General features: G+C 70.4%; 17 protein-coding genes and 1 pseudogene. 13 read left to right on the forward strand and 5 right to left on the reverse strand.

Going from position 1 to position 22,926, the window contains the following annotated elements; all coding sequences use genetic code 11:
• Positions 1-476: 476 nt before the first annotated feature.
• On the reverse strand, positions 477-809 hold the full coding sequence (locus ACZ4WS_RS34545; protein ID WP_467986732.1) for a carboxymuconolactone decarboxylase family protein: 333 nt from the start codon (positions 807-809) through the stop codon (positions 477-479).
• A gap of 337 nt (positions 810-1,146) precedes the next feature.
• On the opposite strand from ACZ4WS_RS34545, the gene ACZ4WS_RS34550 reads away from it, so the two are divergent.
• Positions 1,147-1,293, forward strand: a complete 147-nt coding sequence (locus tag ACZ4WS_RS34550; RefSeq protein WP_467986733.1) for a hypothetical protein — start codon at positions 1,147-1,149, stop codon at positions 1,291-1,293.
• A gap of 817 nt (positions 1,294-2,110) precedes the next feature.
• Positions 2,111-3,727, forward strand: a complete 1,617-nt coding sequence (locus ACZ4WS_RS34555; protein WP_467986735.1) for an MFS transporter — start codon at positions 2,111-2,113, stop codon at positions 3,725-3,727.
• Positions 3,728-3,883: 156 nt separating this feature from the next.
• Here the strand turns inward: ACZ4WS_RS34555 and ACZ4WS_RS34560 are convergent, their stop codons facing one another.
• Positions 3,884-3,970: a DUF7144 family membrane protein gene (locus tag ACZ4WS_RS34560; RefSeq protein ID WP_467986889.1), complete on the reverse strand. Its 87-nt coding sequence runs from the start codon at positions 3,968-3,970 to the stop codon at positions 3,884-3,886.
• Positions 3,971-4,183: 213 nt separating this feature from the next.
• On the opposite strand from ACZ4WS_RS34560, the gene ACZ4WS_RS34565 reads away from it, so the two are divergent.
• From ACZ4WS_RS34565 to ACZ4WS_RS34575, 3 genes are all read left to right on the forward strand, one after another.
• Entirely contained in the window at positions 4,184-7,036 is a 2,853-nt protein-coding gene (locus tag ACZ4WS_RS34565; RefSeq protein ID WP_467986736.1) for a DEAD/DEAH box helicase, read from the forward strand.
• Positions 7,033-8,325: an SWF or SNF family helicase gene (locus ACZ4WS_RS34570; RefSeq protein ID WP_467986738.1), complete on the forward strand. Its 1,293-nt coding sequence runs from the start codon at positions 7,033-7,035 to the stop codon at positions 8,323-8,325. The genes ACZ4WS_RS34565 and ACZ4WS_RS34570 overlap by 4 nt, the downstream gene beginning before the upstream one ends.
• 88 nt (positions 8,326-8,413) lie before the next feature.
• Entirely contained in the window at positions 8,414-9,757 is a 1,344-nt protein-coding gene (locus tag ACZ4WS_RS34575; protein ID WP_467986739.1) for an esterase-like activity of phytase family protein, read from the forward strand.
• A 55-nt stretch (positions 9,758-9,812) separates the two neighbouring features.
• Here the strand turns inward: ACZ4WS_RS34575 and ACZ4WS_RS34580 are convergent, their stop codons facing one another.
• Complete coding sequence (locus ACZ4WS_RS34580) at positions 9,813-10,424, reverse strand: hypothetical protein (RefSeq protein WP_467986740.1); 612 nt, start codon at positions 10,422-10,424, stop codon at positions 9,813-9,815.
• Positions 10,425-10,984: 560 nt separating this feature from the next.
• Positions 10,985-12,151 (reverse strand): xylose isomerase, encoded by a 1,167-nt coding sequence (gene xylA, locus ACZ4WS_RS34585; protein WP_467986741.1) that lies wholly within the window; start codon positions 12,149-12,151, stop codon positions 10,985-10,987.
• 164 nt (positions 12,152-12,315) lie between these two features.
• Between xylA and xylB the strand changes: the two genes are divergently transcribed.
• The 7 genes from xylB (at position 12,316) to exaC (ending at position 21,677) form a co-directional block, all read left to right on the forward strand.
• Entirely contained in the window at positions 12,316-13,761 is a 1,446-nt protein-coding gene (xylB, locus tag ACZ4WS_RS34590) for a xylulokinase (RefSeq protein WP_467986742.1), read from the forward strand.
• A 47-nt stretch (positions 13,762-13,808) separates the two neighbouring features.
• Positions 13,809-15,017, forward strand: a complete 1,209-nt coding sequence (locus ACZ4WS_RS34595; protein WP_467986743.1) for an ROK family protein — start codon at positions 13,809-13,811, stop codon at positions 15,015-15,017.
• A gap of 268 nt (positions 15,018-15,285) precedes the next feature.
• Positions 15,286-16,770 carry an APC family permease gene (locus ACZ4WS_RS34600; RefSeq protein WP_467986744.1) on the forward strand — a complete coding sequence of 495 codons (1,485 nt, stop codon included), beginning with the start codon at positions 15,286-15,288 and terminating at the stop codon, positions 16,768-16,770.
• The gene (locus ACZ4WS_RS34605) at positions 16,767-17,780 is read left to right on the forward strand and encodes an acetamidase/formamidase family protein (protein WP_467986745.1); all 1,014 of its coding nucleotides are present in this window, start codon (positions 16,767-16,769) and stop codon (positions 17,778-17,780) included. Before ACZ4WS_RS34600 ends, ACZ4WS_RS34605 begins: the two co-directional genes overlap by 4 nt.
• 44 nt (positions 17,781-17,824) lie before the next feature.
• Positions 17,825-18,424, forward strand: coding sequence for an N-acetylmuramoyl-L-alanine amidase (locus tag ACZ4WS_RS34610; RefSeq protein ID WP_467986746.1), 600 nt, complete (start codon positions 17,825-17,827; stop codon positions 18,422-18,424).
• A gap of 89 nt (positions 18,425-18,513) precedes the next feature.
• Complete coding sequence (locus tag ACZ4WS_RS34615) at positions 18,514-19,815, forward strand: GAF domain-containing protein (protein ID WP_467986747.1); 1,302 nt, start codon at positions 18,514-18,516, stop codon at positions 19,813-19,815.
• Positions 19,816-20,153: 338 nt separating this feature from the next.
• On the forward strand, positions 20,154-21,677 hold the full coding sequence (gene exaC / locus ACZ4WS_RS34620) for an acetaldehyde dehydrogenase ExaC (RefSeq protein ID WP_467986748.1): 1,524 nt from the start codon (positions 20,154-20,156) through the stop codon (positions 21,675-21,677).
• A gap of 162 nt (positions 21,678-21,839) precedes the next feature.
• Here exaC and ACZ4WS_RS34625 read toward each other — a convergent pair whose 3' ends face one another.
• A complete protein-coding gene (locus ACZ4WS_RS34625) occupies positions 21,840-22,496 on the reverse strand; it encodes a hypothetical protein (RefSeq protein WP_467986749.1) in 657 nt (218 codons plus the stop codon).
• On the opposite strand from ACZ4WS_RS34625, the pseudogene ACZ4WS_RS34630 reads away from it, so the two are divergent.
• A pseudogene (locus ACZ4WS_RS34630) lies at positions 22,410-22,601 on the forward strand (transposase); the annotation flags it as partial. The gene ACZ4WS_RS34625 and the pseudogene ACZ4WS_RS34630 sit on opposite strands and share 87 nt — an antisense overlap.
• Positions 22,602-22,926: the final 325 nt, after the last annotated feature.

Here is a 22,926-nt window from a genome sequence, read left to right on the forward strand (position 1 = left end):
GGGGGAAGGGGTATCGTTTCCCCCCTCGCCGGACGCCGAAAACAATCTCCCCGTCCCCCCTGTTTCTGCTGCCCCCCCGTCCTGGGGGGTTTTTCCCCCCCCCCCCCCCACCCCCCGTTGCTGTTCCGGGCCTTCGCGCGGGCGGCCCGCAGACTGGACGCACTCTGGATAGAGGGGGTGCTGAGCGGACATGAAGCTCACGGGCCCCGATCTCTCACCCCATGGCAGCTCCCGCCCAATGCCGCTACACCGACGTTTCGCCCGGCCTCTGCGTGACCCGGCTCTTGTGCGACGTCTGCGGTGGCCTGGGAGGCCCTGAGAGCAACGCGATAGGCGGCGAGGGAGACTTCGCTGCCGTCGTGGGACTGCGCTATATGGGCGGCGGCACGGGATGGCGCCATGTCCTGCTCATCTGTCAGCCGCGCCAATCATCGATGCCGGGCGCGGCTGGTGGCTCCAGACCTCGGGCGGCGTCTCTACGCTCGGCCCTGGCCCTCGGCCTCGGCGTCGGCAACGGCAATCGCGATGCCGAGTGCTTTGGCGATGTTGCCGGCTGCCGTCATGACGCGGGCTGTGCCCACGATGGGGGCGATGGCGACCAGGACATCCTGCAGCTGCTCGGTGGTCAGGCCGGCCTGGAGGGCGGGGTCGATGTGGGCGACGTAGGAGATCGGCGGAGCGTCCGAGGCGGCGAGTGCCGCGATGCGGGTGAGCATGAACATGTCCGGGGTCAGCCCGCACCGCTCAACCGAGTCGACCGTCATCGCGGCGAGGGTGTCCAGAACCGGGGTTTCAGATGCTGTGGCCATGGCGGGTCGTCTCCAGTTGATGTCGTGACGAGGATCAGCGGGCGTACGCAAGGGCTCCGCATCTCGGTGCAGCGTCTACCGCTCGACCGTAAGTCCGTTTCCCGCGGACTGCCCGTCGAGGGGATCGTCCGAGGAGGGAGGCAGATGGGCGGCAACGGGACGGAACCTGCGGGCCCGCGCGGTGCGGCCAAGCGCGCTGTGTACGTCGGGCCGTCCAGGTGAGGAGGACACTGATCCTATGGCCCTACCCAAAACGCATCATTGCTCGGCCTGCTCCGACGATGCCTCGCCGGAGACAGTCCTTCACGAAGAACTCGTCGTCGGAGCGCCGCTGTCCATGGATGATCTCACCGAGGCGCAGCGCCTCGACCGCTTCGCCCGCAAGTACGCCCACGACGGCTGCCAGGTCAGAGAAGTCCGGCGGGTCCCACACGACAGCTTGAGCGGCTACGCCTGGTCCGTCCGCTTCGTCGAGAGTTCCTGACAACGGCATCGCCGGGCATTCCCGGGAGGATGCCCGCCAGGAGGAGCCCAGCCCGACGGACAGCTTCGAACTTCTCGTAGCGGCTGGCGACGCTGCCGCTTGCCGGGGGCAGCAGAGTCCTGCCCGCGCCCGATGCGTGCCCGGTCCGGCAATAGATCACGGTCATCGGGTCTGCTGCGGGCCCATCAAGGAACCACGAGCCGCCGGTTCTCCCAGGGCAGCGCCGGTTCCACGCCCGCCGGGATTCCCAGGCTGAGAGCACTCGCCAAAAGGTCCGCGGCGAAGGCCAGGCAGTCTCGGGCTCGTCCTCCTGAGCGCCGCCCCAAGTCCCGAGGAGGGCTGAAATCCTCGGACTGAGCCTCATCCAAGCCCGACCGACTTCGCCGCCATGGGCGCTAGAGACGAGCGCCGGGCGTCCCCGTGCACGGGACCTACTGCCCGAGGAACACCAGGCTTCCTGGCATCCATCCCTGACTGACGTCAACAACGCCGGACGGCGGTGGACGGGAAGGCCATCCGCGGACTCGGGAATGAGCACTCAGCCCACGTTCACGGGCTTCAAGGCAACGGGCGAACCCCTTAAGCGGGTGTCGCAGGTCGAATCCTGCCGGGGGCGGGCCACTCCAGGAGGGGTCCCCTCCCAGACTGGCCCTTCGCCGTTTGCGGCGCCGGGCCACTCACGTGACTTCGGGCCCAGTTTGTCTCGCCCCTTGGCAACGCCCGCCCGTAGCCGGTCAACCGATCTCACGCCGCCAACCGGTTGATCTCCGTGGCGGGTCGCGGATCCGCCCTCCGAGGCGGCTGGGACGATTCGCCCATGGCACCCGGGGCAGGCACTGCTGAGAGTGCGGCATCGGCGCGACTCGTCCTGCTGACACTCGCGGCCGGTCAGTTCCTGATGGCGCTCGACAGCTCGGTCATGAACGTCTCGATCGCGACGGTGGCCGACGATGTGGGCACGACGGTGACGGGTATCCAAGGCGCAATCACGGCCTACACCCTCGTGATGGCGATGTTCATGATCCCCGGCGGCAAGGTCGGGGCGCTGATCGGCCGCAAACGCGCGTTCATGATCGGCTGCGGCATCTACGGCTGTGGCTCCCTCACCACGGCGCTTGCACCGAACCTGCCCGTGCTGCTGATCGGCTGGGCGTTCCTCGAGGGAGTCGGAGCAGCGCTCATCCTGCCCGCGATCGTGGCACTCGTTGCCGGCAACTTCGCCACCGAACGCCGTCCCGCCGCCTACGGACTCGTCGCGGCCGCGGGGGCCGTGGCGATCGCGCTCGGGCCGCTCATCGGAGGTGTCGCAACGACATATTTCTCCTGGCGGTGGGTCTTCGCCGGGGAGGTCTTGGTGGTGCCCGGCATCCTGGTCCTCGCCTGCCGCATCGCTGATACTGCGAGCGACAAACGCCCGCGCATCGATCTCGTCGGCGCCGTCCTCTCCGCGCTCGGGCTCGGGATCTCCGTCTACGGGGTACTGCGCTCGGACGAATGGGGCTGGTTCAAGCCGAAGCCTGACGCGCCTTCGTGGCTCGGGGTTTCGCTGGTCGTGTGGCTGATGCTGGCAGGACTGCTGCTGATCTGGCTCTTCCTCCGCTGGGAGGCCCGCCTCGTGGAGCGGCACAGGGAGCCACTCATTGACCCGGCCATGCTGCAGAACAAGCAGCTCACCGGCGGGCTGACGATGTTCTTCTTCCAGTACCTCGTGCAGATGGGCGTGTTCTTCGTCGTACCGCTCTATCTGTCGGTCGCCCTGGGCCTGTCGGCGCTCGCGACCGGTGCCCGCCTCCTGCCGCTCTCGCTCACCCTGCTCGCGGCCGCGATCCTGATCCCACGCTTCTTCCCGAACATCTCGCCGCGGCGGGTGGTGCGGCTCGGGATCCTCGCGTTGCTCGCGGGCGCGGTGGTCCTGATGGCCGCGCTCGACGCAGACGCCGGTGCGGAAATCGTCACCATCCCCCTCCTGTTGATCGGGCTCGGCATGGGCTCGCTGGCGTCCCAGCTCGGGTCGGTCACCGTGTCCGCGGTACCGGAAGAACAGAGCGCAGAAGTCGGAGGCGTCCAGAACGCCGTCACCAACCTCGGTGCCTCGATCGGTACCGCACTCGCCGGATCGATCATGATCGCCGCGCTCACGTCTTCGTTCCTGACCAGCGTCGGGCAGAATCCGGCGGTCCCGGCCGAGGTCAAGAGCCAGGCGACCGTCGAGCTCCAAAGCGGCGCACCCTTCATGTCGGACGCCCAGCTCAAGACAGCTCTCGATGAAGCCGGCACAAGTACGGAGGTGACCCAGGCCGCGCTGGACGCGAACGCAGCCGCCAGGCTCGACGGTCTGCGCGCCGCACTCGCCATCCTCGCCCTCACCGCTCTCCTCGCGATGTTCTTCACCCACCGGATCCCGACGACCCAGCCCCGCTCGACAGAGTCATAGCCGCGAAGGGCCTCATGTTGGGCCACCACCGCGGCTCGTCCCCCTCTGCCGTGACCACCTGCCGGTGCGTCAGCGCACCGACGGACTGGGAGCGGCGCACAGTGCCCCGATCACGAAGCCGTTGAGCGCGATCAGGACGATTGCCCAGAACGGCGCTTAGGGAAGCCACACGAAGTTCGCGAGCATGGCGAGGCCCGCCAGCCCCACGCCGACGACCCTCGCCCAGGTGGCGCCCTGCAGCAGAGCGAAACGTACGAATCAGTGACCTTCGGCGACCATGGCGCCACCACCCGTGTCCGTTCAGGGTCTCGCCTTGACTCAGGGGGGTTGGCTACACCCCTGGTGCGCCAGGACCCACGGCTCGGCCGTTCTCGGCCGTTCTTGCCCGCCGCTCGAAGTGCTGTACCCTCGGCGACCCGGCCCCCAGTAGTCAAATTTGAGGAACGCGCCATCGCTGTGCAGAGGATTCCCGCGGCAAGTCCCGCCGAGATCTCCGAACTGGCCCGCTGCTGTGCCGTGTTCGTGCCCGCCGATCCGCCCCGAACCGGCAGCGTCGCCTTCTGGCACCCCGGCGGCGACGCCCCTCCCCTGGTGGCGTCCGGCTCGACGCAGGACCTGGCCGTCGTCCTGCCCGCGGACGAGGGTGTCGAGCTCGTGACCGTGCCCGCCGTGCTGCTTCCTGTGCGTGCGGCTCTGCCGGTCCTCACGCGCGCGCGTGCCGCCGCGCAGGCACACCGGGCGGCGGCCTTCTGGGGCGCGGCCGCCGTACTCGCCCTCCAGCTCGCCGCACGCGGACTGCTGCTGCCCGGACTGACCTCCGGCGACCACGACGCCTGGCGCGCGGGTCCACTGCGCGCGGAGGACGTGGAGCGGATCCGTGAGCTGGCCGCCGCGATGCCGCCCGACGCCCACGCGGTGCCGGTGGACGGCGCCGAACCGCTGCGGCTGCCCGACCCCGAGCGCCTGCTGCGGGCCTTCCTCGACACGGTCGCCGACGCGCTGCCCCGCTCCCCCGCGGCAGCGCTCGCGGCGGGCGGTCCTGCCTTCGCGGCGCCGGAGCCGCAGCACGTGCCCGAACAGCGTGCCTGGGCCGCGGACGTGGCCGCGGTGCACGACGCGGACGTACGGATCTCCCTGCGCATCGAGGTGCCGGGGCTGGCGTCGGCCGTGTCGGACGAGACGCGGCTGCCGTTCCGCGCGGTACTGCAGCTGCACAGCGTGAGCGATCCGGCCCTCGTCGCGGACGCCTCCGCCGTCTGGGCCGGATCCTCGAACTTCGGCCCGCGCGCGCGGATGGATGCCTTGCTCGCACTGCGCCGCGCCGCCGGGGCCTGGGCCCCGCTGACTCCCCTGCTCTCGGCAGCCGTGCCGGACGCCCTCGAGCTCGCCGACGAAGAGGTCACGGAGCTCCTCGGCGAAGGCACCCGCAAGCTCGCGTTCGCCGGTGTCGACGTGCACTGGCCGAAGGAGCTGGCACGGAAGTTGACCGCCCGGGCGGTCATCGGCCCGCCGGACGAGGGCGACGGTCCGGACAAGGTCTCGTCGGACACGCCCTCGTTCCTGTCCGCGGACGCGCTGCTCGCCTTCAACTGGTGGTTCGCGCTGGGCGATCAGCAGCTCACCCGGCAGGAATTGGACCGGCTCGCCGAGGCGAACCGGCCCATGGTGCGGCTGCGCGACCAGTGGGTCCTCGTCGACCCCGGGGAAGTGCGTCGCGCGCGGGCGCAGCAGGACCGCAAGGTCACGCCCGTCGACGCGCTGAGCGCCGCTCTGACGGGCTCCACGGAGGTCGACGGCCGTCGGGTCGAGGTGCGGCCCACGGGATGGCTGGCGACCCTGCGGGAGCGGCTGGCGGACCCGGAGGGGCAGGAGCCGGTCGGGCAGCCCGCCGCCCTCGACGCGACGCTGCGTGACTACCAGGCGCGGGGTCTCAACTGGCTGGCCCGGATGACCTCCTTGGGACTGGGCGGCTGTCTGGCCGACGACATGGGCCTGGGCAAGACCATCACTCTGATCGCCCTCCATCTGCACCGGCAGACCGACCAGTCGACGGCGGGCCCCACGCTCGTGGTCTGCCCGGCCTCGCTGATGGGCAACTGGCAGCGCGAGATCGAGAAGTTCGCTCCCGGCACCCCGGTGCGCCGGTTCCACGGTTCCCGGCGCAGCCTGGAGGGCCTGGCCGACGGAGAGTTCGTGCTCACGACGTACGGGACGATGCGGCTCGACGCGCCACGGCTCGCCGAGATGCCGTGGGGAATGGTGGTCGCGGACGAGGCCCAGCACGTGAAGAACCCCTACTCCGCGACGGCACGGGCACTGCGCACGATCGGCGCACGCGCGCGCGTGGCGCTCACCGGCACCCCCGTGGAGAACAATCTCTCGGAGCTGTGGGCGATCCTCGACTGGACGACTCCGGGGCTGCTCGGCAGGCTGGGCACCTTCCGTACGCGGTATGCGCAGGCCATCGAGGGCGGCCAGGATCCCGCGGCGGCCGAACGGCTCGCCCAGCTCGTACGACCGTTCCTGCTGCGCCGCCGCAAGTCGGACCCGGGCATCGCGCCCGAGCTGCCGCCGAAGACCGAGACCGACCGTGCCGTGGCTCTCACCACGGAGCAGGCGGGGCTGTACGAGGCGATGGTGCGCGAGACGCTCGCGGAGATCTCGGGCGCGGGCAGCATGGCGCGGCGCGGCCTGATCGTGAAACTGCTCACCGGGCTGAAGCAGATCTGCAACCACCCGGCGCAGTTCCTCAAGGAGGACCGGCCCAAGATCCCGGGCAGGTCCGGGAAGCTGGAGCTGCTGGACGAACTGCTCGACACCATCCTCTCCGAGGGAGCGAGCGTTCTGGTCTTCACGCAGTACGTGCGGATGGCGCGCCTCATCGAGCGTCACCTGGCGGCGCGCGGGGTGTCGACACAGTTCCTGCACGGAGGAACTGCCATCAACGAGCGCGAGGCGATGGTGCAGCGCTTCCAGGAGGGCGAAATCCCTGTCTTCTTGTTGTCGTTGAAGGCCGCGGGCACCGGACTGAACCTGACACGGGCCGAACACGTCGTGCACTACGACCGCTGGTGGAATCCGGCCGTCGAGGCCCAGGCCACGGACCGCGCGTACCGCATCGGCCAGAGCAGGCCCGTGCAGGTGCACCGGCTCATCGCCGAGGGGACGATCGAGGACCGTATCGCCGACATGCTGCGGCGCAAGCAACAACTGGCCGACGCGGTCCTGGGCGCCGGCGAGGCGGCGCTCACGGAGCTGACCGATGCGGAACTGGCTGACCTGGTCGAGCTGCGAGGGGACGCACGATGACGGACCGGAACGAGGAGCGCACGTTTGCCGCGCTGGCACCCGCGCAGGGGCGGGGCTTCGCGCAGACCTGGTGGGGCCGGGCCTGGCTGAAGGCCCTGGAGGACGCGGCGTTGGACTCGGAACAGGTGAAGACGGGGCGCAGGCTCGCGCGCGCGGGGGCGGTGGGAGCCGTGTCGGTGCGTCCGGGGCGCATCACGGCGGTCGTTCAGGACCGCGACCGCACCACGCACCGCGCGGACGTGCTGCTTCAGGAACTGTCCGCGGAGCAGTGGGACCGCTTCCTGGGCATGGCCGTCGAGCGCGTCGGCCACATCGCCGCACTGCTCGACCGCGACATGCCGCCGCATCTGGTCGAGGACGCGGCGGCCGCCGGAGTCGAACTCCTGCCGGGACTCGGCGATCTGGAGGCGGAGTGCGACTGCGGTGCCTGGGACCACTGTGGGCACACGGCCGCGCTGTGCTACCAGATGGCCCGGTTGCTGGACCAGGATCCGTTCGTGCTGCTGCTGATGCGCGGGCGCGGCGAGCGCACGCTGTTGGACGAGCTCCAGGTACGCAGCAGCGCGACCGTGGACGACCCGCAGGAGACGCCGGGCGCCCGTCAGGTCGGCGTGGACGCCTGCGAGGCGTACGCAGCCGGGGACATCCTGCCGCCGCTGCCGCTCCTTCCGGTGCTGCCCGAGGAGCCCGGACAACCGCTTTCCTTGGACACCGAGGCCGCGCCCGCACTTGGATTCGACCCGGCCGCCGTGGAGTTCCTGGCGGCCGCGGCCGCGGGTGAGGCGTACCGGCTGCTCGCCGAGGCGCTCAGACCCGGGCATGGACAACAGGCGGTCGAGGCGGAGTTGACGCTCGCCGAGGACGCGGTCCGGCTGGCCGCGGGCATACCGGACGAGGCGATCGCCCTGCGGCTCGCCGACGGTTCGGGCCGCGACCGCGACGAACTGGCGCTCGGCGTACGCGCCTGGCGGTACGGAGGTGCGGCCGCCCTGTCGGTCCTTGAGGACGACGAAGACACGTGGGCCAGGGAGGCGGAATCGCTGGCACGCGCGCGTGCCGCCCTGGAGTCGGCCTGGGACGAGGACGAGCGGCCCAGGCTGCGCGCCGCGCACAACCGCTGGACCGTGGTCGACGGGTCGACTCAGCTGCGGCTCGGGCGCGACGGCCGGTGGTGGCCATATCGCGAGGAGCGGGGCCGCTGGACACCCGCGGGACCGGCGGTCCGGGATCCGGCCACGGCCCTCGCCACGGCGGAAGGTGATGCGGGCGGCGACCCGATGAGTGGTTGACGCTCCGCGTTCATCTCGGGGTCACGTGGCGTTCGGTGCCGGGGCGAACTCTGGCCGCTGTCACCGAACTTGTGTCCCAGGAGGCCCGATGTCCCCGCACGCCCTCGGCCGGCGCCGCGTCCACCGATCCGTCGCCGCGGGTGTGCCGCTCGCCGTGCTGGCCGCCTTCGTGGTGACCGGCACCGCGAGCGCGGAGGGCGATCCGTCGCAGCCACGGGTGACGCGCACCGCGACGCTCGGCGACCTCCCCCTGGGCACGTTCAGCAACACGCTGCTGCCCGGCACGGTGGACGACGACCGGGGCGTGGACCTCGGCGGGATCGGAAGCGACATCTACCCGGCCGGGCGCGCGGGCGAGTTCTGGACGGTCACCGACCGCGGGCCCAACGGCCAGATCAAGGTGGACGGCACGAAGCGGCGTACGTTTCCGGTGCCGGGCTTCGACCCGGCGATCGTGAAGATCCGGGTGTCCGGCGAGACCGTGAAGGTGCTCGACGCGATCCCGATCACCACGTCCGCCGGGAAGCCCGTCACCGGCCTGCCCGACCAGCAGGGGCGTGACGAGACGCCGTACTCCTATGACGCCAAGACCCCGCTCGCGTACAACCCGAACGGTGTGGACACCGAGGGCATCGTGCGGGCCGGGGACGGCACCTTCTGGCTCGTCGACGAGTACGGCCCTTCGCTGATCCACGTCTCCGCGCGCGGGAAGGTGCTCACGCGCTATGTGCCCAAGGGACTGAACCTGACGGGCACGGACTACCCGGTGGTCGAGGCCCTGCCCTCCGTCCTGCTGCACCGGAAGATCAACCGCGGCTTCGAAGGGCTCGCCCAACTCCCGGGCGGTGACCTGGTGATGGCCGTACAGAGCCCGCTCTCCCTGCCGGACGGCGACGCGGGAGACGCCTCGCGCACCACGCGGCTGCTGCGCTTCTCGCCCAAGAAGCGGGTCGTCACCGCCGAGTACGCCTACCGCTTCGACCCGGTGAACGTCGTCGACCCGAGCGAGGACGACACGTCCGAGCTGAAGATTTCCTCCGTGGTGGCCGTCGGCCGCGATCGGCTGCTCGTCGAGGAGCGCACCGACAAGGCGGCGCGGCTCCAGTCGGTGACGCTCACGCGTGACGCGGACATCCTCGGCGACCAGTGGGACACCGACACCACGTCCCCCTCCCTGGAGCAGCTCGACGACCCGGCGGCGGTCGGCGTCCCGGTGCTGCGCAAGCGGCTGGTCGTGGACCTGGGCACGGTCGCGGGGGTGCCCGGCAAGATCGAGGGCGTCGCGCGCGTGCGCCGCGACACGCTCGCGCTCATCAACGACAACGACTTCGGGATGACGGACGGGGCGGGCGCCTTCGACGCGCAGGGCCGGCTGGTGGACAGCGGAATCGAGACGACGGTCACCTACGTGCGGCTGCCGCGCGGGATCTGAGCGCCGACAGGCACGCGCGCGTGCCACCCAAAAACCCGGCACACGCGCTCGCGAGCTAGGTCAGTGGCCTGGTGAGCTTGTGGGTGCCGCTGCCGACGTCCGCCGCCAGGCTGCACGCGACGTTGTCGATGCCGATCTTGTAGCCGCTGGAGTCCGGGTACTGCACAAGGGTGCCGCGCACGGTGCCCGCGGACTGCTGGGCCGCTTTGCGCTCCAGGGGTGCTTTGCACAGCGCCGACGCCGCCTTCTTCAGAGCAGCGTCGGTCGTGTAACTGCCGTTGAGTTCGGCCACCTTCACGACTTCGGCGTCGTGCGGCTTGGTGCACGAGCGCTTGGCCGCCTGCCCGGGCAAGGCATCGTTCGTGTTGAAACAATCGCCCTTCTTGAGCATGTAGTACGGCACTTCGTCGTTCGCCACGGTCGGGAACAGCGACTGGAGGTCACTCGGTACACCACTCGGCACCTCCGAGGGCAGCGTCGGCACGACGCTGGGCACGTCCGAGGGCAAGGACGGCAGTCCGGAGGGGATGCTCAGCGAGGGGCTGGGTGAGCGCCCCGTGCTCCCGCTGCTCTCGGTCGGGGACTTCTTTCCCCCCTTACCGCCGCCGCTGGTGGCCACCAGGGCCACGGCGACGATGGCTCCGACGGTCACGATCGCGGCAAGCACGATGAACAGGGTGTTGCGGCGCGGTCCTCCACGATGACCTCCGGCCCCACCGGGCGGTCCAGGAGGCGGCGGTGGCTGCCAGCCTCCGCCCCCGCCCTGCCCGGGAGGCCAGCTGCCGCCCTGCGACGGTGGACCGTAGCCCCCAGGAGGCGGACCGTAGCCACCGGGTGGAGGTCCGTAGCCTCCTGGCGGCGGGCCGAAGCCACCGCCTCCAGGAGGAGGCGTGTCTCCCGGCGGTCGAGGAGGCTGGGGCGGTAAGGGCGGCATGGCCATACCGTCAAGAGTCGCCTCGAACCGGTCATGACGCGACCCCTGCACGGAAGTTGATACGGACTCATGCCATGGATCGCATGATTCCGGCTAATTCCGCGCAGGGCAGCGCCGAGGCGGCCGCCGCCGAGAGATCTATCGAAGCGGCCGTCAGACCCGGGCCCGCCAAGCGGCAGGCCCTCGCCTCACCGCACGCGCCGGGTCGGCCCGCGCCTCCCGACGCGCCAGGGGACAGACCCACACCCCACAACGCACCAGAAGGGCAGCCCCGCACCTCCCAGAGAACGCGATCAGCCCCGAGCCCCCAGCAGATGGTCCATGGCCAGCTGGTCCAGACGCTCGAAGGCCATCCCGCGCGCGGCGGCCTCCTCGACATCGAAGTCCTCGAAGGCCGCGCGGTCGGCGAGCAGCCCCTTCAGGCCGTCCGCCGCGGTGGGCTGCGCGAGCTCGTCCAGGCGCGAGGCGCGCAGCGCCTCCTGGACCTCGGGGTCGGCACGGAAGGCCGACGAACGCTCGCGCAGGATCAGGTAGTTGCGCATGCAGCCCGCCGCCGACGCCCACACGCCGTCGAAGTCCTCGGTCCGCGGCGGCTTGAAGTCGAAGTGCTTCGGGCCCGCGTAGCCGGCGCTCTCCAGAAGGTCGACCAGCCAGAACGCGGAACGCAGATCGCCCGCCCCGAAGCGCAGGTCCTGGTCGTACTTGATGCCGGACTGGCCGTTGAGGTCGATGTGGAAGAGCTTGCCCGCCCACAGGGCCTGCGCGATGCCGTGCGGGAAGTTCAGCCCGGCCATCTGCTCGTGGCCCACCTCGGGGTTGACGCCGTACAGCTCCGGGCGCTCCAGGCGCTCGATGAACGCCAGCGCATGGCCGACCGTGGGCAGCAGGATGTCGCCGCGCGGCTCGTTCGGCTTCGGCTCGATCGCGAACTTCAGGTCGTAGCCCTGGGAGGTCACGTACTCGCCGAGGAGGTCGAAGGCCTCCTTCATGCGGTCAAGCGCGACGCGTACGTCCTTGGCGGCGCCGGACTCGGCGCCCTCACGGCCGCCCCAGGCGACGTACGTCTCGGCGCCCAGCTCGACCGCCAGGTCGATGTTGCGGATCGTCTTGCGCAGCGCGTAGCGGCGTACGTCACGGTCGTTCGCGGTGAACGCGCCGTCCTTGAAGACGGGGTGCGTGAACAGGTTGGTGGTGGCCATCGGCACCTTCAGGCCGCTCGTGTCGAGGGCCTGCCTGAACCGCTTGATGTGCGACTCGCGCTCGCTGTCCGAGGACCCGAAGGGGATCAGGTCGTCGTCGTGGAAGGTCACTCCGTAGGCGCCGAGCTCGGCCAGGCGCTGCACCGACTCGACCGGCTCCAGGGCGCGCCGGGTGGCGTCGCCGAACGGGTCCCTTCCCTGCCAGCCGACGGTCCACAGGCCGAAGGTGAACCTGTCCTCGGGGGTGGGCTGGTAGTTCATGCGGCGGCTCCTTGCTAGCTCCGACTATTTCGTCATGGCAGTTTACAAATTAGTATGCGGACGCATCTCTGGGAAGAGACGAAGTGCGAAACCCGGGCCGTGGTGGTCCGGGGAGCCCCACAACCAGGACAGATCCCGCGGAGCCGCGGAAGAGGGAGAGCCCGATGTCAGCAGCCGAGGGTCCGCTCGTCGTCGGGGTGGACACGTCCACCCAGTCCACCAAGGCCCTGGTCGTCGACGCGTCGACCGGACAGGTGGTGGCGAGCGGACAGGCGCCGCACACCGTCTCCACGGGGGCGGGCCGCGAGAGCGACCCGCGTCAATGGTGGGACGCGCTCCGCGAGGCACTGCACCAGTGCGGCGACGCGGCGCACGAGGCCGCGGCGGTGTCGATCGGCGGCCAGCAGCACGGGCTCGTCACGCTCGATGCCCAGGGTGATCCCGTGCGCCCGGCCCTGCTGTGGAACGACGTGCGCTCGGCACCGCAGGCCCGTCGGCTGGTCGATGAGCTGGGCGGCCCGAAGGCCTGGGCCGAGCGCACCGGCAGTGTGCCGGGCCCCTCCTTCACGGTGACGAAGTGGGCCTGGCTGGCCGAGAACGAGCCCGATGCCGTCCGTGCGACCGCGGCCGTGCGCCTGCCCCACGACTACCTCACCGAACGCCTCACCGGACAGGGCACGACCGACCGCGGAGATGCCTCCGGTACGGGCTGGTGGGCGTCCGGGACCGAGTCGTACGACGAAGAGGTCCTCGCGCATGTCGGCCTCGACCCGGCCCTGCTCCCTCGCGTCGTGCGGCCCGGCGAGGTGGCCGGAACCGTGCACGCCAGTGGTGAGCTGCCCTTCTCCAGGGGCACGCTGGTCGCCGCCGGCACCGGTGACAACGCGGCCGCCGCGCTCGGTCTCGGGCTGCGCCCCGGCACCGCCGTGCTGAGCCTCGGCACCTCCGGCACGGTGTACGCCGTCTCGACGCGGCGTCCCGCCGACCCGACGGGCACCGTGGCGGGCTTCGCGGACGCGCGCGGCGACTGGCTCCCGCTGGCCTGCACTCTGAACTGCACGCTCGCCGTCGACCGCGTCGCCGCGCTGCTGGGCCTCGACCGCGAGGCCGTCGAACCCGGCACGGGCGTGACACTGCTCCCCTACCTGGACGGTGAGCGCACCCCGAACCTGCCGCACGCCTCGGGGCTGCTGCACGGGCTCCGGCATGACACGACGGGCGGGCAGCTGCTCCAGGCGGCGTACGACGGCGCGGTGCACTCGTTGCTGGGCGCCCTCGACCTGGTGCTCGACGCGGATGCCGACCGCACCGCGCCGCTGCTGCTCATCGGCGGAGGCGCCCGGGGCACGGCCTGGCAGCACACCGTTCGCCGTCTGTCGGGGCGGCCCGTTCAGGTGCCCGAGGCCAAGGAGCTGGTCGCGCTGGGAGCGGCCGCGCAGGCGGCGGGCCTGCTGACCGGCGAAGATCCGGCCGCGGTCGCCCGCCGCTGGAACACGGCCCGTGGGCCGGTGCTGGACGCCGTGGAGCGGGACGAGGAGACGCTCGCGAGGATCGCCGGGGTACTCTCCGACGCGGCCCCGCTGCTGGAGCGGGAGCCGGACAAGCACTGACGTGGACCGCCCCGAGGGGACCGGGCCGGACGAGGACTGACGGAGGCATGACCGCACCGCTGCACGAGGCCCACCCGACCGGTTCCGGCCGTCGGCTGCCCGACACCCAGCAGGGCATGCGCCGCCGCAACCTCTCCCGGGTGATGCACACCGTCAATGCCGAGGGGCCGCTGTCGCGTGCCGCCGTCGCCTCGCGCATAGGTCTGACGCGGGCGGCCGTCTCGACGCTGGTGGACGAGCTGATCCGCTCGGGGCTCCTCGAAGAGCTGGGCCCCGAACGGCCCGGCCGGGTCGGACGGCCGGGCTCGGCACTCGCCGTCAGCGGGCACGGTCCCGCCGGAATCGGCGCCGAGGTCGGCGTCGACCATCTGGCGGTGTGCGCGGTCGACCTGCGCGGTGAGGTTCGGGCGCGGGCGGTGCGGCACGGCACGAACCGCGGCCGGGCGCCCGAGCCGGTCATAGAGGAACTGAGCGCGCTGGTGCGTCAGGTCATCGCCGAGGCGGATCGGGAGGGGCTGTGGCCCGCGGGCCTCGCGATCGCCGTGCCCGGTCTGGTGGCGCGCGACGCCCGGACCGTGGTCCGCGCCCCCAACCTCGACTGGCACGACACGGACCTCGGCGTGCTGCTGCCCGGGGAACTGCCGCTGACCGTGGACAACGAGGCCAACTTCGGTGGCCTCGCGGAACTCTGGCTCGGCGACGCGACTCCGCGTGACTTCCTCCATGTGTCGGCCGAGATCGGCATTGGTGCGGCGGTGCTCGTGGACGGGCGGCTGCTGCGCGGAACACGAGGTTTCGCGGGCGAGTTGGGGCATGTGCCGGTACGTCCGGAGGGGCCTGAGTGCCCGTGCGGCGGACGCGGGTGCCTCGAGCAGTACGCGGGTGAGGAGGCGGTCCTGCGCGCGGCCGGTCTGGAACCGGGCACGGACCGCGTGGGACTGCTCGCCGAGCGTGCCGCCGAGGGCGACGCGAAGGTACGACGTGCCCTGAGCGGAGCCGGAACCGCCCTCGGCATCGCGCTGACCGGGGCGGTCAATCTGCTGGATCCGGAGACCGTCGTGCTGGGCGGAGCCCTCTCCGGCCTCGCGCCATGGCTGCTGCCGTCGTTGGAACGCGAGTTGGCGCGGCGCACGGCAGGGCCTGCCTGTGCCGTCACCGTCTCGCGACTGGGGCCGGAGGGCCCGCTGTTGGGCGCGGCGCACTCGGTGGTACGGGCGGTGCTCGACGATCCGGCGGCGGTGGCGGGGCGGTCGTAGCGGGCCTCAGTCGTACGTCGGGACACGCGGCCGTAGGAGAGTCGACGTACGTCGGGACACGCGGCGCATGACAGTCGACGTGCGTCAGTGCCCGCACCGCTGAGCCCCTTTCCCCCCTTTCGGGTGGCGGAGTTGTCCACAGTCCCGGACTTGTCCACCAACGCAGGCCTCGCTCTTCCTGCCCAACCGGCAAGCGCCGTACCGTAATTCACGCGAGGCGCAGCCGTCGGGCCGGTGGCAGCGGATCCGGGCGAATCGGGGGGTTCACATGTCGGGGGAGACGGCTCCAGGACTGGGGCGTGAGGCCATCGGGCTGCGCGAGGTCCTGTTCCAGAGCATCACGGCCATGGCGCCGGCCGCGGCGGTCGCCGCGTCCATTCCGTCCGGCGCGGGCTTCGCCGGCGGCAGTCTGCCCTTGGCCGTGCTGATCGCCTTGGTGGCGTGCCTGTTCACCGCGTCGTGCGTGGCCGAGCTGGCACGGCAGTTGCCCGCCGCCGGTTCGGTGGCCACCTATGCGGCGCAGGGGCTGCACCCGGCCGTCGGTTTCCTCGTGGGCTGGGGTTATGTGTTCGTCGAAGCGCTGGTGCCGCCGCTGCTGCTCCTGCAGCTCGGGTTCACCACGGCGGGGACGCTGCACCAGGAGTGGTCCTCGTATCCGGACGACCTGTGGTGGCCGTGGTCGCTCGCGGGCGCGGTGATCATCGCGATGGCGGGCTACTTCGGAGTGCGCGCCTCGGCCCGCTTCGGGACCGTCCTCGGCGTGTTCGAGGTGCTGGTCTTCCTCGTCTTCGCGGTATGGCTGATCGCCAAGGCGGGCGGCGACAACACGCTGTCGGTGTTCGGGACGTCGCACACCGCCAAGGGCTACGAGGGCATCAGCGGTGTGTTCGCGGGATCGGTGTACACGGTGCTCGCCTTCGCCGGGTTCGAGGCGGCGGCACCGCTCGCGGAGGAGACGAAGGATCCGCGCCGGACGATGCATCGCGCGGTCCTCGGAGCGGCGCTGGCGATCGGTCTCGTCTACGTCCTGACGACCTACGCCATGACCGTGTACTTCGGCCCCGACCGCTTCGCCGGGTTCGGCGCCTCCGGCGCCGCCTCCTGGGAGGGCGTGGCACGCGCTGCGTTCGGCCTGTTCTGGGTGCTCGTGTTCCTGGCCGTGGTCAACTCGACGATCGCCAACGCCAATGCCTGCGCCAATGTCTCCGCACGGACGGCCTTCGCCCTGGGCCGGATCCGTGTGTTCCCACAGCTCTTCGCACGCGTGCACCCCAGACACCGCTCCCCCGTCGCCGGCGTCGCCGTGCAGTGCGCGGTGGCGGTCGCAGCCGTGCTCGGGCTCGGCTTCTACTACGACCCCGTGACGGCGTTCCTGCTGCTCGCGACGGTGATCGTCACGGTTGTCATCGGTGTGTACATCGTGGTGAACCTCGCCTGCGCGGGCTACTTCCTGCGCCGCAGGCGCGCATTGTTCAAACCGGTGCGGCACCTGTTGTTCCCACTGCTGGGCATCGTGGCCTTCGTCCCCGCACTGCTGACCGCGGCGGGCCTGCCGGTCTTCGACTTCGTGTCCGAGCTGACCGCGCCCGTGTCGTACGCGGGACCGGTCGTCGGTGTCTGGATGACGGCCGGAGTCGTGGTGCTGATCGTCCTGCTGCGCCGCCACCCCGGGCGCATAGCCGAGACCGCCCGTGTCCACCTCGACGAGACCTCCACCCCCGGCCCTCGGCAGAGCGGAGCTGTGCAGCCATGAGCGACCCCCGGATCCTGACCGTGCGGCCCGAACCGGGCGAATACGCGTGGACGTTCGGCGGCGCGCCACCCGTGGCGCGCATCGCGCCGGGCACGGTGCTCGATCTGTACACGGAGGACTGCTTCGCCGGGCGGGTCCGCTCTGAGAAGGACCTCGTCTCCGAGGTGTGCGAGTTCCCGTTCCTCAATCCGCAGACGGGACCCTTCCATGTGGAGGGAGCGGAGCCGGGCGACACGGTCGCGGTCCACTTCGTGTCAATCGAACCGGCCCGTGACTGGGCGGCGTCGACGACCGTGCCGCTGTTCGGCGCGCTCACGTCCACGCACACCACGGCCACGCTGCAGCCGCCACTGCCGGAGACCGTGTGGATCTGGCAGCTCGACCGGGAGCGACGCACCGCGCTGTTCAGCGCGCGGGACAGTGACATCCAGGTCGAGCTGCCCATGGATCCGATGCACGGCACCGTGGGTGTGGCGCCCGCCAATCTGGAGGTGCGCTCAGCACTGGTGCCCGATGCGCACGGCGGGAACATGGACACTCCGGAGATGCGGGCCGGCGTGACCTGTTATCTCGGAGTGAACGTTGAGGGTGCTCTGTTGAGCCTCGGCGACGGGCATGCGCGCCAGGGTGAGGGCGAGACCTGTGGAGTCGCCGTCGAGTGCGCGATGAACACGGTGGTGATCGTCGAGCTGCTCAAGGGGGTCGCCACCCCCTGGCCGCGTATCGAGTCCGATACCCACATCATCTCCACCGGCTCGGCGCGCCCGCTGGAGGACGCGTTCCGGATATCCCAGCTCGATCTGGTGCAATGGCTGGTACGCGACTTCGGGTTCAGCGAGCTGGACGCGTACCAGTTCGCGACCCAGGCGGTCGAGTCGCCGCTGGCCAACGTCTGCGACACCAACTACACATGCGTCGCCAAGCTCCGCAAGGAATGGCTGCCCGCACGTGAGACGCATCGCGGGCTGCACGCGCAGTTGCGCGAGACAGCAGCGGCACTCCGCCCCTGAGCGGACGGCGCCTCAACCCCCCACCATCGAAAGGCAGATACTCCATGGAACGGGCCAGATCGTTCCCGAGCAGGCGACGGCTGCTCAAGGGCGCCGCACTCGCCGCCCTCCCCTACGCGTTACTCCCCGACGCACGGGCCACGGCTCAAGCCGCGGCCGTCGACTACCCGCTCGCCGAGTGGACACCGGCGAGCACGTCCAACTACACGGAGTCCAACCGGCCGACGAGCTATCCGTTCGACTACGTGATCATCCATGTCACGCAGGAGACCTACCCCAACACGCTGTCCATCTTCCAGAACCCGCAGAAGAACGTGTCCGCCCACTACCTCGTACGGTCGGCCGACGGGCATGTCGCGCAGTGCGTCAGGGAACACGACATCGCCTGGCACGCGGGGAACTGGGACTACAACACGCGCAGTATCGGCATCGAGCACGAAGGCTGGGTGGACCAGCCCGCGTATTTCACCAACGCTTTGTACGAGGAGTCGGCCAAGCTCACCGCGGCGATCTGCACCAGGTACGGCATCCCCAAGGACCGGGCCCACATCATCGGTCACTACGAGGTACCGGGCACGGACCACACCGACCCCGGGCCGAACTGGGACTGGACGCGCTACATAAGACTCGTCAACTTCGCCTGACATGAGGGCCTCACACGGTCACACAGCTTGTCCGGGCCCGCACCGGGAGTGACGATGGTCCCAGCCGCATCGCCTTCCGGGAGGCCGAGTTGACCGATCCATGGGTGGCCCTCGAACCGGGGACGGATCCCGTCGAACGGGTGCGGACCCTGCGTCGCGCCCACGAGACGTTCACCGAGGCGGGCACGGTGCCGCGGCCGGTGCGTGAGGTGGTGGCCGACTCGTGGCGGCGTTCGGCGCGGGCGGGTGTCGTACCGGACGGCACCGCGCGCATGGAGCTGACGGACGGCGACCTCGGTTCATACCGGGCGGAGCATCCGCTGGCGCGGGTGATGCCACTGTTCCGGGAACTCATGGGGACGTTCGCGGCGGACGGCGAGCATTTGCTGGCGGTGTGCGACGCGCAGGGCAGGCTGCTGTGGGTCGAGGGCCATCCGGTGACACGGCGGCAGGCGGGGCGGATGAACTTCGTACCGGGTGCGCGGTGGTCGGAGACATCGGTCGGTACGAACGCGCCGGGCACGGCCGTCGCCGTCGACCGGCCGGTGCAGGTGTTCGCGGCCGAACACTTCATCCGGCGCGTCCAGCCCTGGACGTGCGCGGCGGCACCGGTGCATGATCCGCGTACCGGACGGGTGCTCGGCGCGGTGGACATCACCGGTGGGGACGGGCTCGCCCATCCGCACAGTCTCGGTTTCGTCCAGGCGGTGGCGCGCGCGGCCGAGTCCCAGTTGGCGTTGCTCGCACCGCCCAAGGCCACGGCCGACACCGTCGAGCTGACCGCGCTGGGCCGCGACGAGGCTCAACTGCTCGCGGGCGGCCGGAAAATCAGGCTCAGCCGCAGGCACAGCGAGATCCTGGTGCTGCTGGCCCGGCACCCGGAAGGCCTGACAGGCGACGAGTTGCTGTGCGCGCTGTACGAGGACGAGTCGGTGACTCCGGTGACGCTGCGCGCCGAACTGACCCGTCTGCGCCGACTCCTCGGCCCGCGCCTGCTGGGTTCGCGCCCCTATCGGATCACGGCGCCGGTCGAGTCCGACGTCGCGGTCGTGGAGCGGCGGCTCGGAACCGGCGCGGTCACGGCGGCCATGTCGGGGTACGCAGGTCCGTTGCTGCCGGGTTCGGGGGCCCCGGCGGTGGTGAGGTTGCGGCGCAGGCTCGCCGACGGGCTGCGTACGGCGCTCATCGCCCGCCGCGACCCCGACCTGCTGGCGGACTGGGCGCACACGCCGTGGGGTGAGGACGATCTCGACGTATGGCGGGCGCTGGCCGCGGTACGCCCGTCGGCGGCCGTGCGGGCGCGCCTGGACGCCCTGGAGTCCGAGCAGGCGGCGCCCCCGGACTGGACACGTCCCGCACCGCACGCCCGGACGCGACCAACGCCGCGCTGACGGATGCGAGCCGGGCCGAGCCGAGCCAGACCGAGCCAGACCGAGGCGGGCCGAGCCAAGCGCCCAAGTCGACCGACGTAGGCCGGAGAGACAGGTGCCGAACGGCGTACGCCGGACAGACGGATACCCGACGGCGTACGCCTGACGGACAGCTGCGAGACGGACAGCTGCCGAACGGACGCGTGCCGGACGCACGGGCCCCTGACGCACGGCTGAGACGGACGGCTGCCGGACAGACCGCTACCGAGACGCGCAACGTCGTCGCAACGTCCGCGCTTCTAGCCTCGCGGCGAGAGCTGCCCAACGGCGGGCAGCGCTTCTCCGGGAGGCAGACCCGCATGACTCGTTACACGGCACCCGGCACTGAGGGCGCGATCGTCTCCTACCAGTCGCGCTACGACCACTTCATCGGCGGGGAGTACGTTCCGCCGGCCCGCGGACAGTACTTCGAGAACCCGAGTGCGGTGAACGGGCAGCCGTTCACGGAGATCGCGCGGGGCACTGCCGAGGACGTGGAGCGCGCGCTGGACGCGGCACACGCGGCCGCGCCCGGCTGGGGGCGCACGTCCGTCACCGCGCGCGCCGACATCCTGCTCAGGATCGCCGACCGGATGGAGGCGAACCTGGAGAAGCTGGCGGTCGCCGAGAGCTGGGAGAACGGCAAGCCGGTACGCGAGACCCTGGCGGCCGACATCCCGCTCGCGATCGACCACTTCCGCTACTTCGCGGGCGCGATCCGCGCCCAGGAGGGTTCGCTCGGCGAGGTCGACGACGACACCGTCGCGTACCACTTCCACGAGCCGCTCGGCGTGGTCGCGCAGATCATCCCGTGGAACTTCCCGATCCTGATGGCCGTATGGAAGCTCGCCCCGGCGCTGGCGGCGGGCAACGCGGTCGTCATCAAGCCCGCCGAGCAGACCCCTGCGTCCATCCACTACTGGATGAGCCTGATCGCGGACCTGCTGCCGCCGGGTGTCGTGAACATCGTCAACGGCTTCGGCGTGGAGGCGGGCAAGCCGCTCGCGTCCAGCCCGCGGGTGGCGAAGGTCGCGTTCACGGGTGAGACCACGACGGGGCGGCTGATCATGCAGTACGCCGCGGAGAACATCAAACCGGTCACACTGGAACTGGGCGGCAAGTCCCCGAACATCTTCTTCGACGATGTCTGGGCCGAGAACGACGACTTCCGCGACAAGGCGCTCGAAGGCTTCACGATGTTCGCGCTCAACCAGGGCGAGGTGTGCACGTGTCCGTCGCGGGCGCTCGTCCAGCGCGGCCACTACGGCGAGTTCCTGGCGGCGGCGGTCGCCCGCACCGAGCTGATCAAGCCCGGCCATCCGCTCGACACCGACACGATGATCGGCGCGCAGGCCTCCAACGACCAGTTGGAGAAGATCCTCTCCTATCTCGACATCGGTCGGCAGGAGGGCGCCAGGATTCTCACCGGCGGTGAGCGGATCGAGTACGACGGGGAGTTGAAGGGCGGTTACTACGTCCAGCCGACGATCTTCGAGGGTGACAACCGGATGCGGATCTTCCAGGAGGAGATCTTCGGCCCGGTCGTCTCGGTCACGTCGTTCGACGGCTTCGACGACGCCATCAAGATCGCCAATGACACGCTGTACGGGCTCGGAGCCGGCGTGTGGACGCGGGACATCAACACCGCCTACCGGGCGGGCCGTTCGATCCAGGCGGGCCGGGTGTGGACGAACTGCTACCACGCGTACCCGGCACACGCGGCGTTCGGCGGCTACAAGCAGTCCGGAATCGGCCGCGAGACTCACAAGATGATGCTGGAGCACTACCAGCAGACGAAAAACTTGTTGGTGTCGTACTCGCCGAAGAAGCTGGGCTTCTTCTAGGGGGCATGGAAAAGGGTGCCTGAACTGGGAAAACTCCCAGTTCAGGCGCCCTTCATGGTCGCGAGCAAGTAGCGAGGCGAAATACTTTCTTGATCTCAGTTCGTCCCACCGTCATCCCAGTCCTGACCAGCTGGTCCGGAGTATTTCCGGACCAGCCTGCGCCTAACCCAGCGTCCCGGGTGCCTCCCACTGGTTCATCGACTGCTCGATCAGCTGGTTGGCACAGTCGCGTGTTCCGGCCAGGAACTTCGCGTAGAGCTCGTGACACGATCTTGTTGAAGTGCCCTGGTCGGGCGTGACCAATGTGACGATTCGGCCGTTCGGGCGGGTGCGAGTGCTCGGCCGCGGATCATGGACGACGACTTGCGGATGCTGATCGAGCCGCTGCTGCCGCCGTGGCCGGAGAAGTCGCCGGGACCTCGGCCGGTTGCGGACCGGCTGTGCCGCCAAGGCATCCCGTTCGTCCTCCGCAACGACATAGCCTGACAACTGCCGCCACTGGAACTGGGGTTCGACTCCGGACAGACCTGCCGGCTGTGCCTGGAGCGGTGGCAGCAGGCCGAGGTCTTCGACCAGCTGCACCGCATCCTGCAACGCCGAACTGAACGCCGCCGGCGAACTCGACTGGCCCCGCGCACGCGTGGACGGCTCCCACATCCGCGCGAGAAAAGGGGCCCCGCCACCGGTCCGTCGCCGGTCGACCGGCGGAAGACGGGCAGCAAACACCACCTGATTTGCGACGGACGCGGCACCCCGTTCAAGATCATCACCACCGCGGCCAACGTCAACGACGTCACCCAGACCTTCGCCCTCATTCACGGCATCCCGCCCATCGCAGGCCGCCCCGGCCGGCCACGCCGCCGCCCGGACTCACTCCTCGGCGACACGGGCTACGACTCCGACCCCCACCGCGAAGAACCGCGCAAGCGCCGGGGCCATCTCCCGCAAGGGCCGCCCCGAACGTCCAGGGCCTGGGCAAACTCCGCTACGTCGTCGAGTAGACCGTCGCCCTGCTCCACCAGTTCAAACGCCTCGCCGCCCGCCGGGAACGCCGACCCGAACTCCACGACGCCTTCATCTCATTGGCCTGCAGCCTCATCTGCTGGAGACGCCTCAAGAAACACCGATCATGATCATGCTACGAGCCTTAACGGTTCATTGGAAGCCGGGGGAAGCTGGTTCGCGGGCTCCTGGCTGGAATCGCAGTCGACGATTCTTCCCCATCGAGTCGGGGCTGCAACCCGGCGCC

The sequence above is a fragment of the Streptomyces sp. NPDC029292 genome (genome assembly GCF_055569295.1).

Coding starts and splice junctions, on each gene's coding strand:
- ACZ4WS_RS34545 (WP_467986732.1), bottom strand. CDS start 809: ATGGCCACAGCATCTGAAACCCCGGTTCTGGACACCCTCGCCGCGATG.
- ACZ4WS_RS34550 (WP_467986733.1), top strand. CDS start 1,147: ATGGATGATCTCACCGAGGCGCAGCGCCTCGACCGCTTCGCCCGCAAG.
- ACZ4WS_RS34555 (WP_467986735.1), top strand. CDS start 2,111: ATGGCACCCGGGGCAGGCACTGCTGAGAGTGCGGCATCGGCGCGACTC.
- ACZ4WS_RS34570 (WP_467986738.1), top strand. CDS start 7,033: ATGACGGACCGGAACGAGGAGCGCACGTTTGCCGCGCTGGCACCCGCG.
- ACZ4WS_RS34575 (WP_467986739.1), top strand. CDS start 8,414: ATGTCCCCGCACGCCCTCGGCCGGCGCCGCGTCCACCGATCCGTCGCC.
- xylA (WP_467986741.1), bottom strand. CDS start 12,151: ATGAACTACCAGCCCACCCCCGAGGACAGGTTCACCTTCGGCCTGTGG.
- xylB (WP_467986742.1), top strand. CDS start 12,316: ATGTCAGCAGCCGAGGGTCCGCTCGTCGTCGGGGTGGACACGTCCACC.
- ACZ4WS_RS34595 (WP_467986743.1), top strand. CDS start 13,809: ATGACCGCACCGCTGCACGAGGCCCACCCGACCGGTTCCGGCCGTCGG.
- ACZ4WS_RS34600 (WP_467986744.1), top strand. CDS start 15,286: ATGTCGGGGGAGACGGCTCCAGGACTGGGGCGTGAGGCCATCGGGCTG.
- ACZ4WS_RS34605 (WP_467986745.1), top strand. CDS start 16,767: ATGAGCGACCCCCGGATCCTGACCGTGCGGCCCGAACCGGGCGAATAC.
- ACZ4WS_RS34610 (WP_467986746.1), top strand. CDS start 17,825: ATGGAACGGGCCAGATCGTTCCCGAGCAGGCGACGGCTGCTCAAGGGC.
- exaC (WP_467986748.1), top strand. CDS start 20,154: ATGACTCGTTACACGGCACCCGGCACTGAGGGCGCGATCGTCTCCTAC.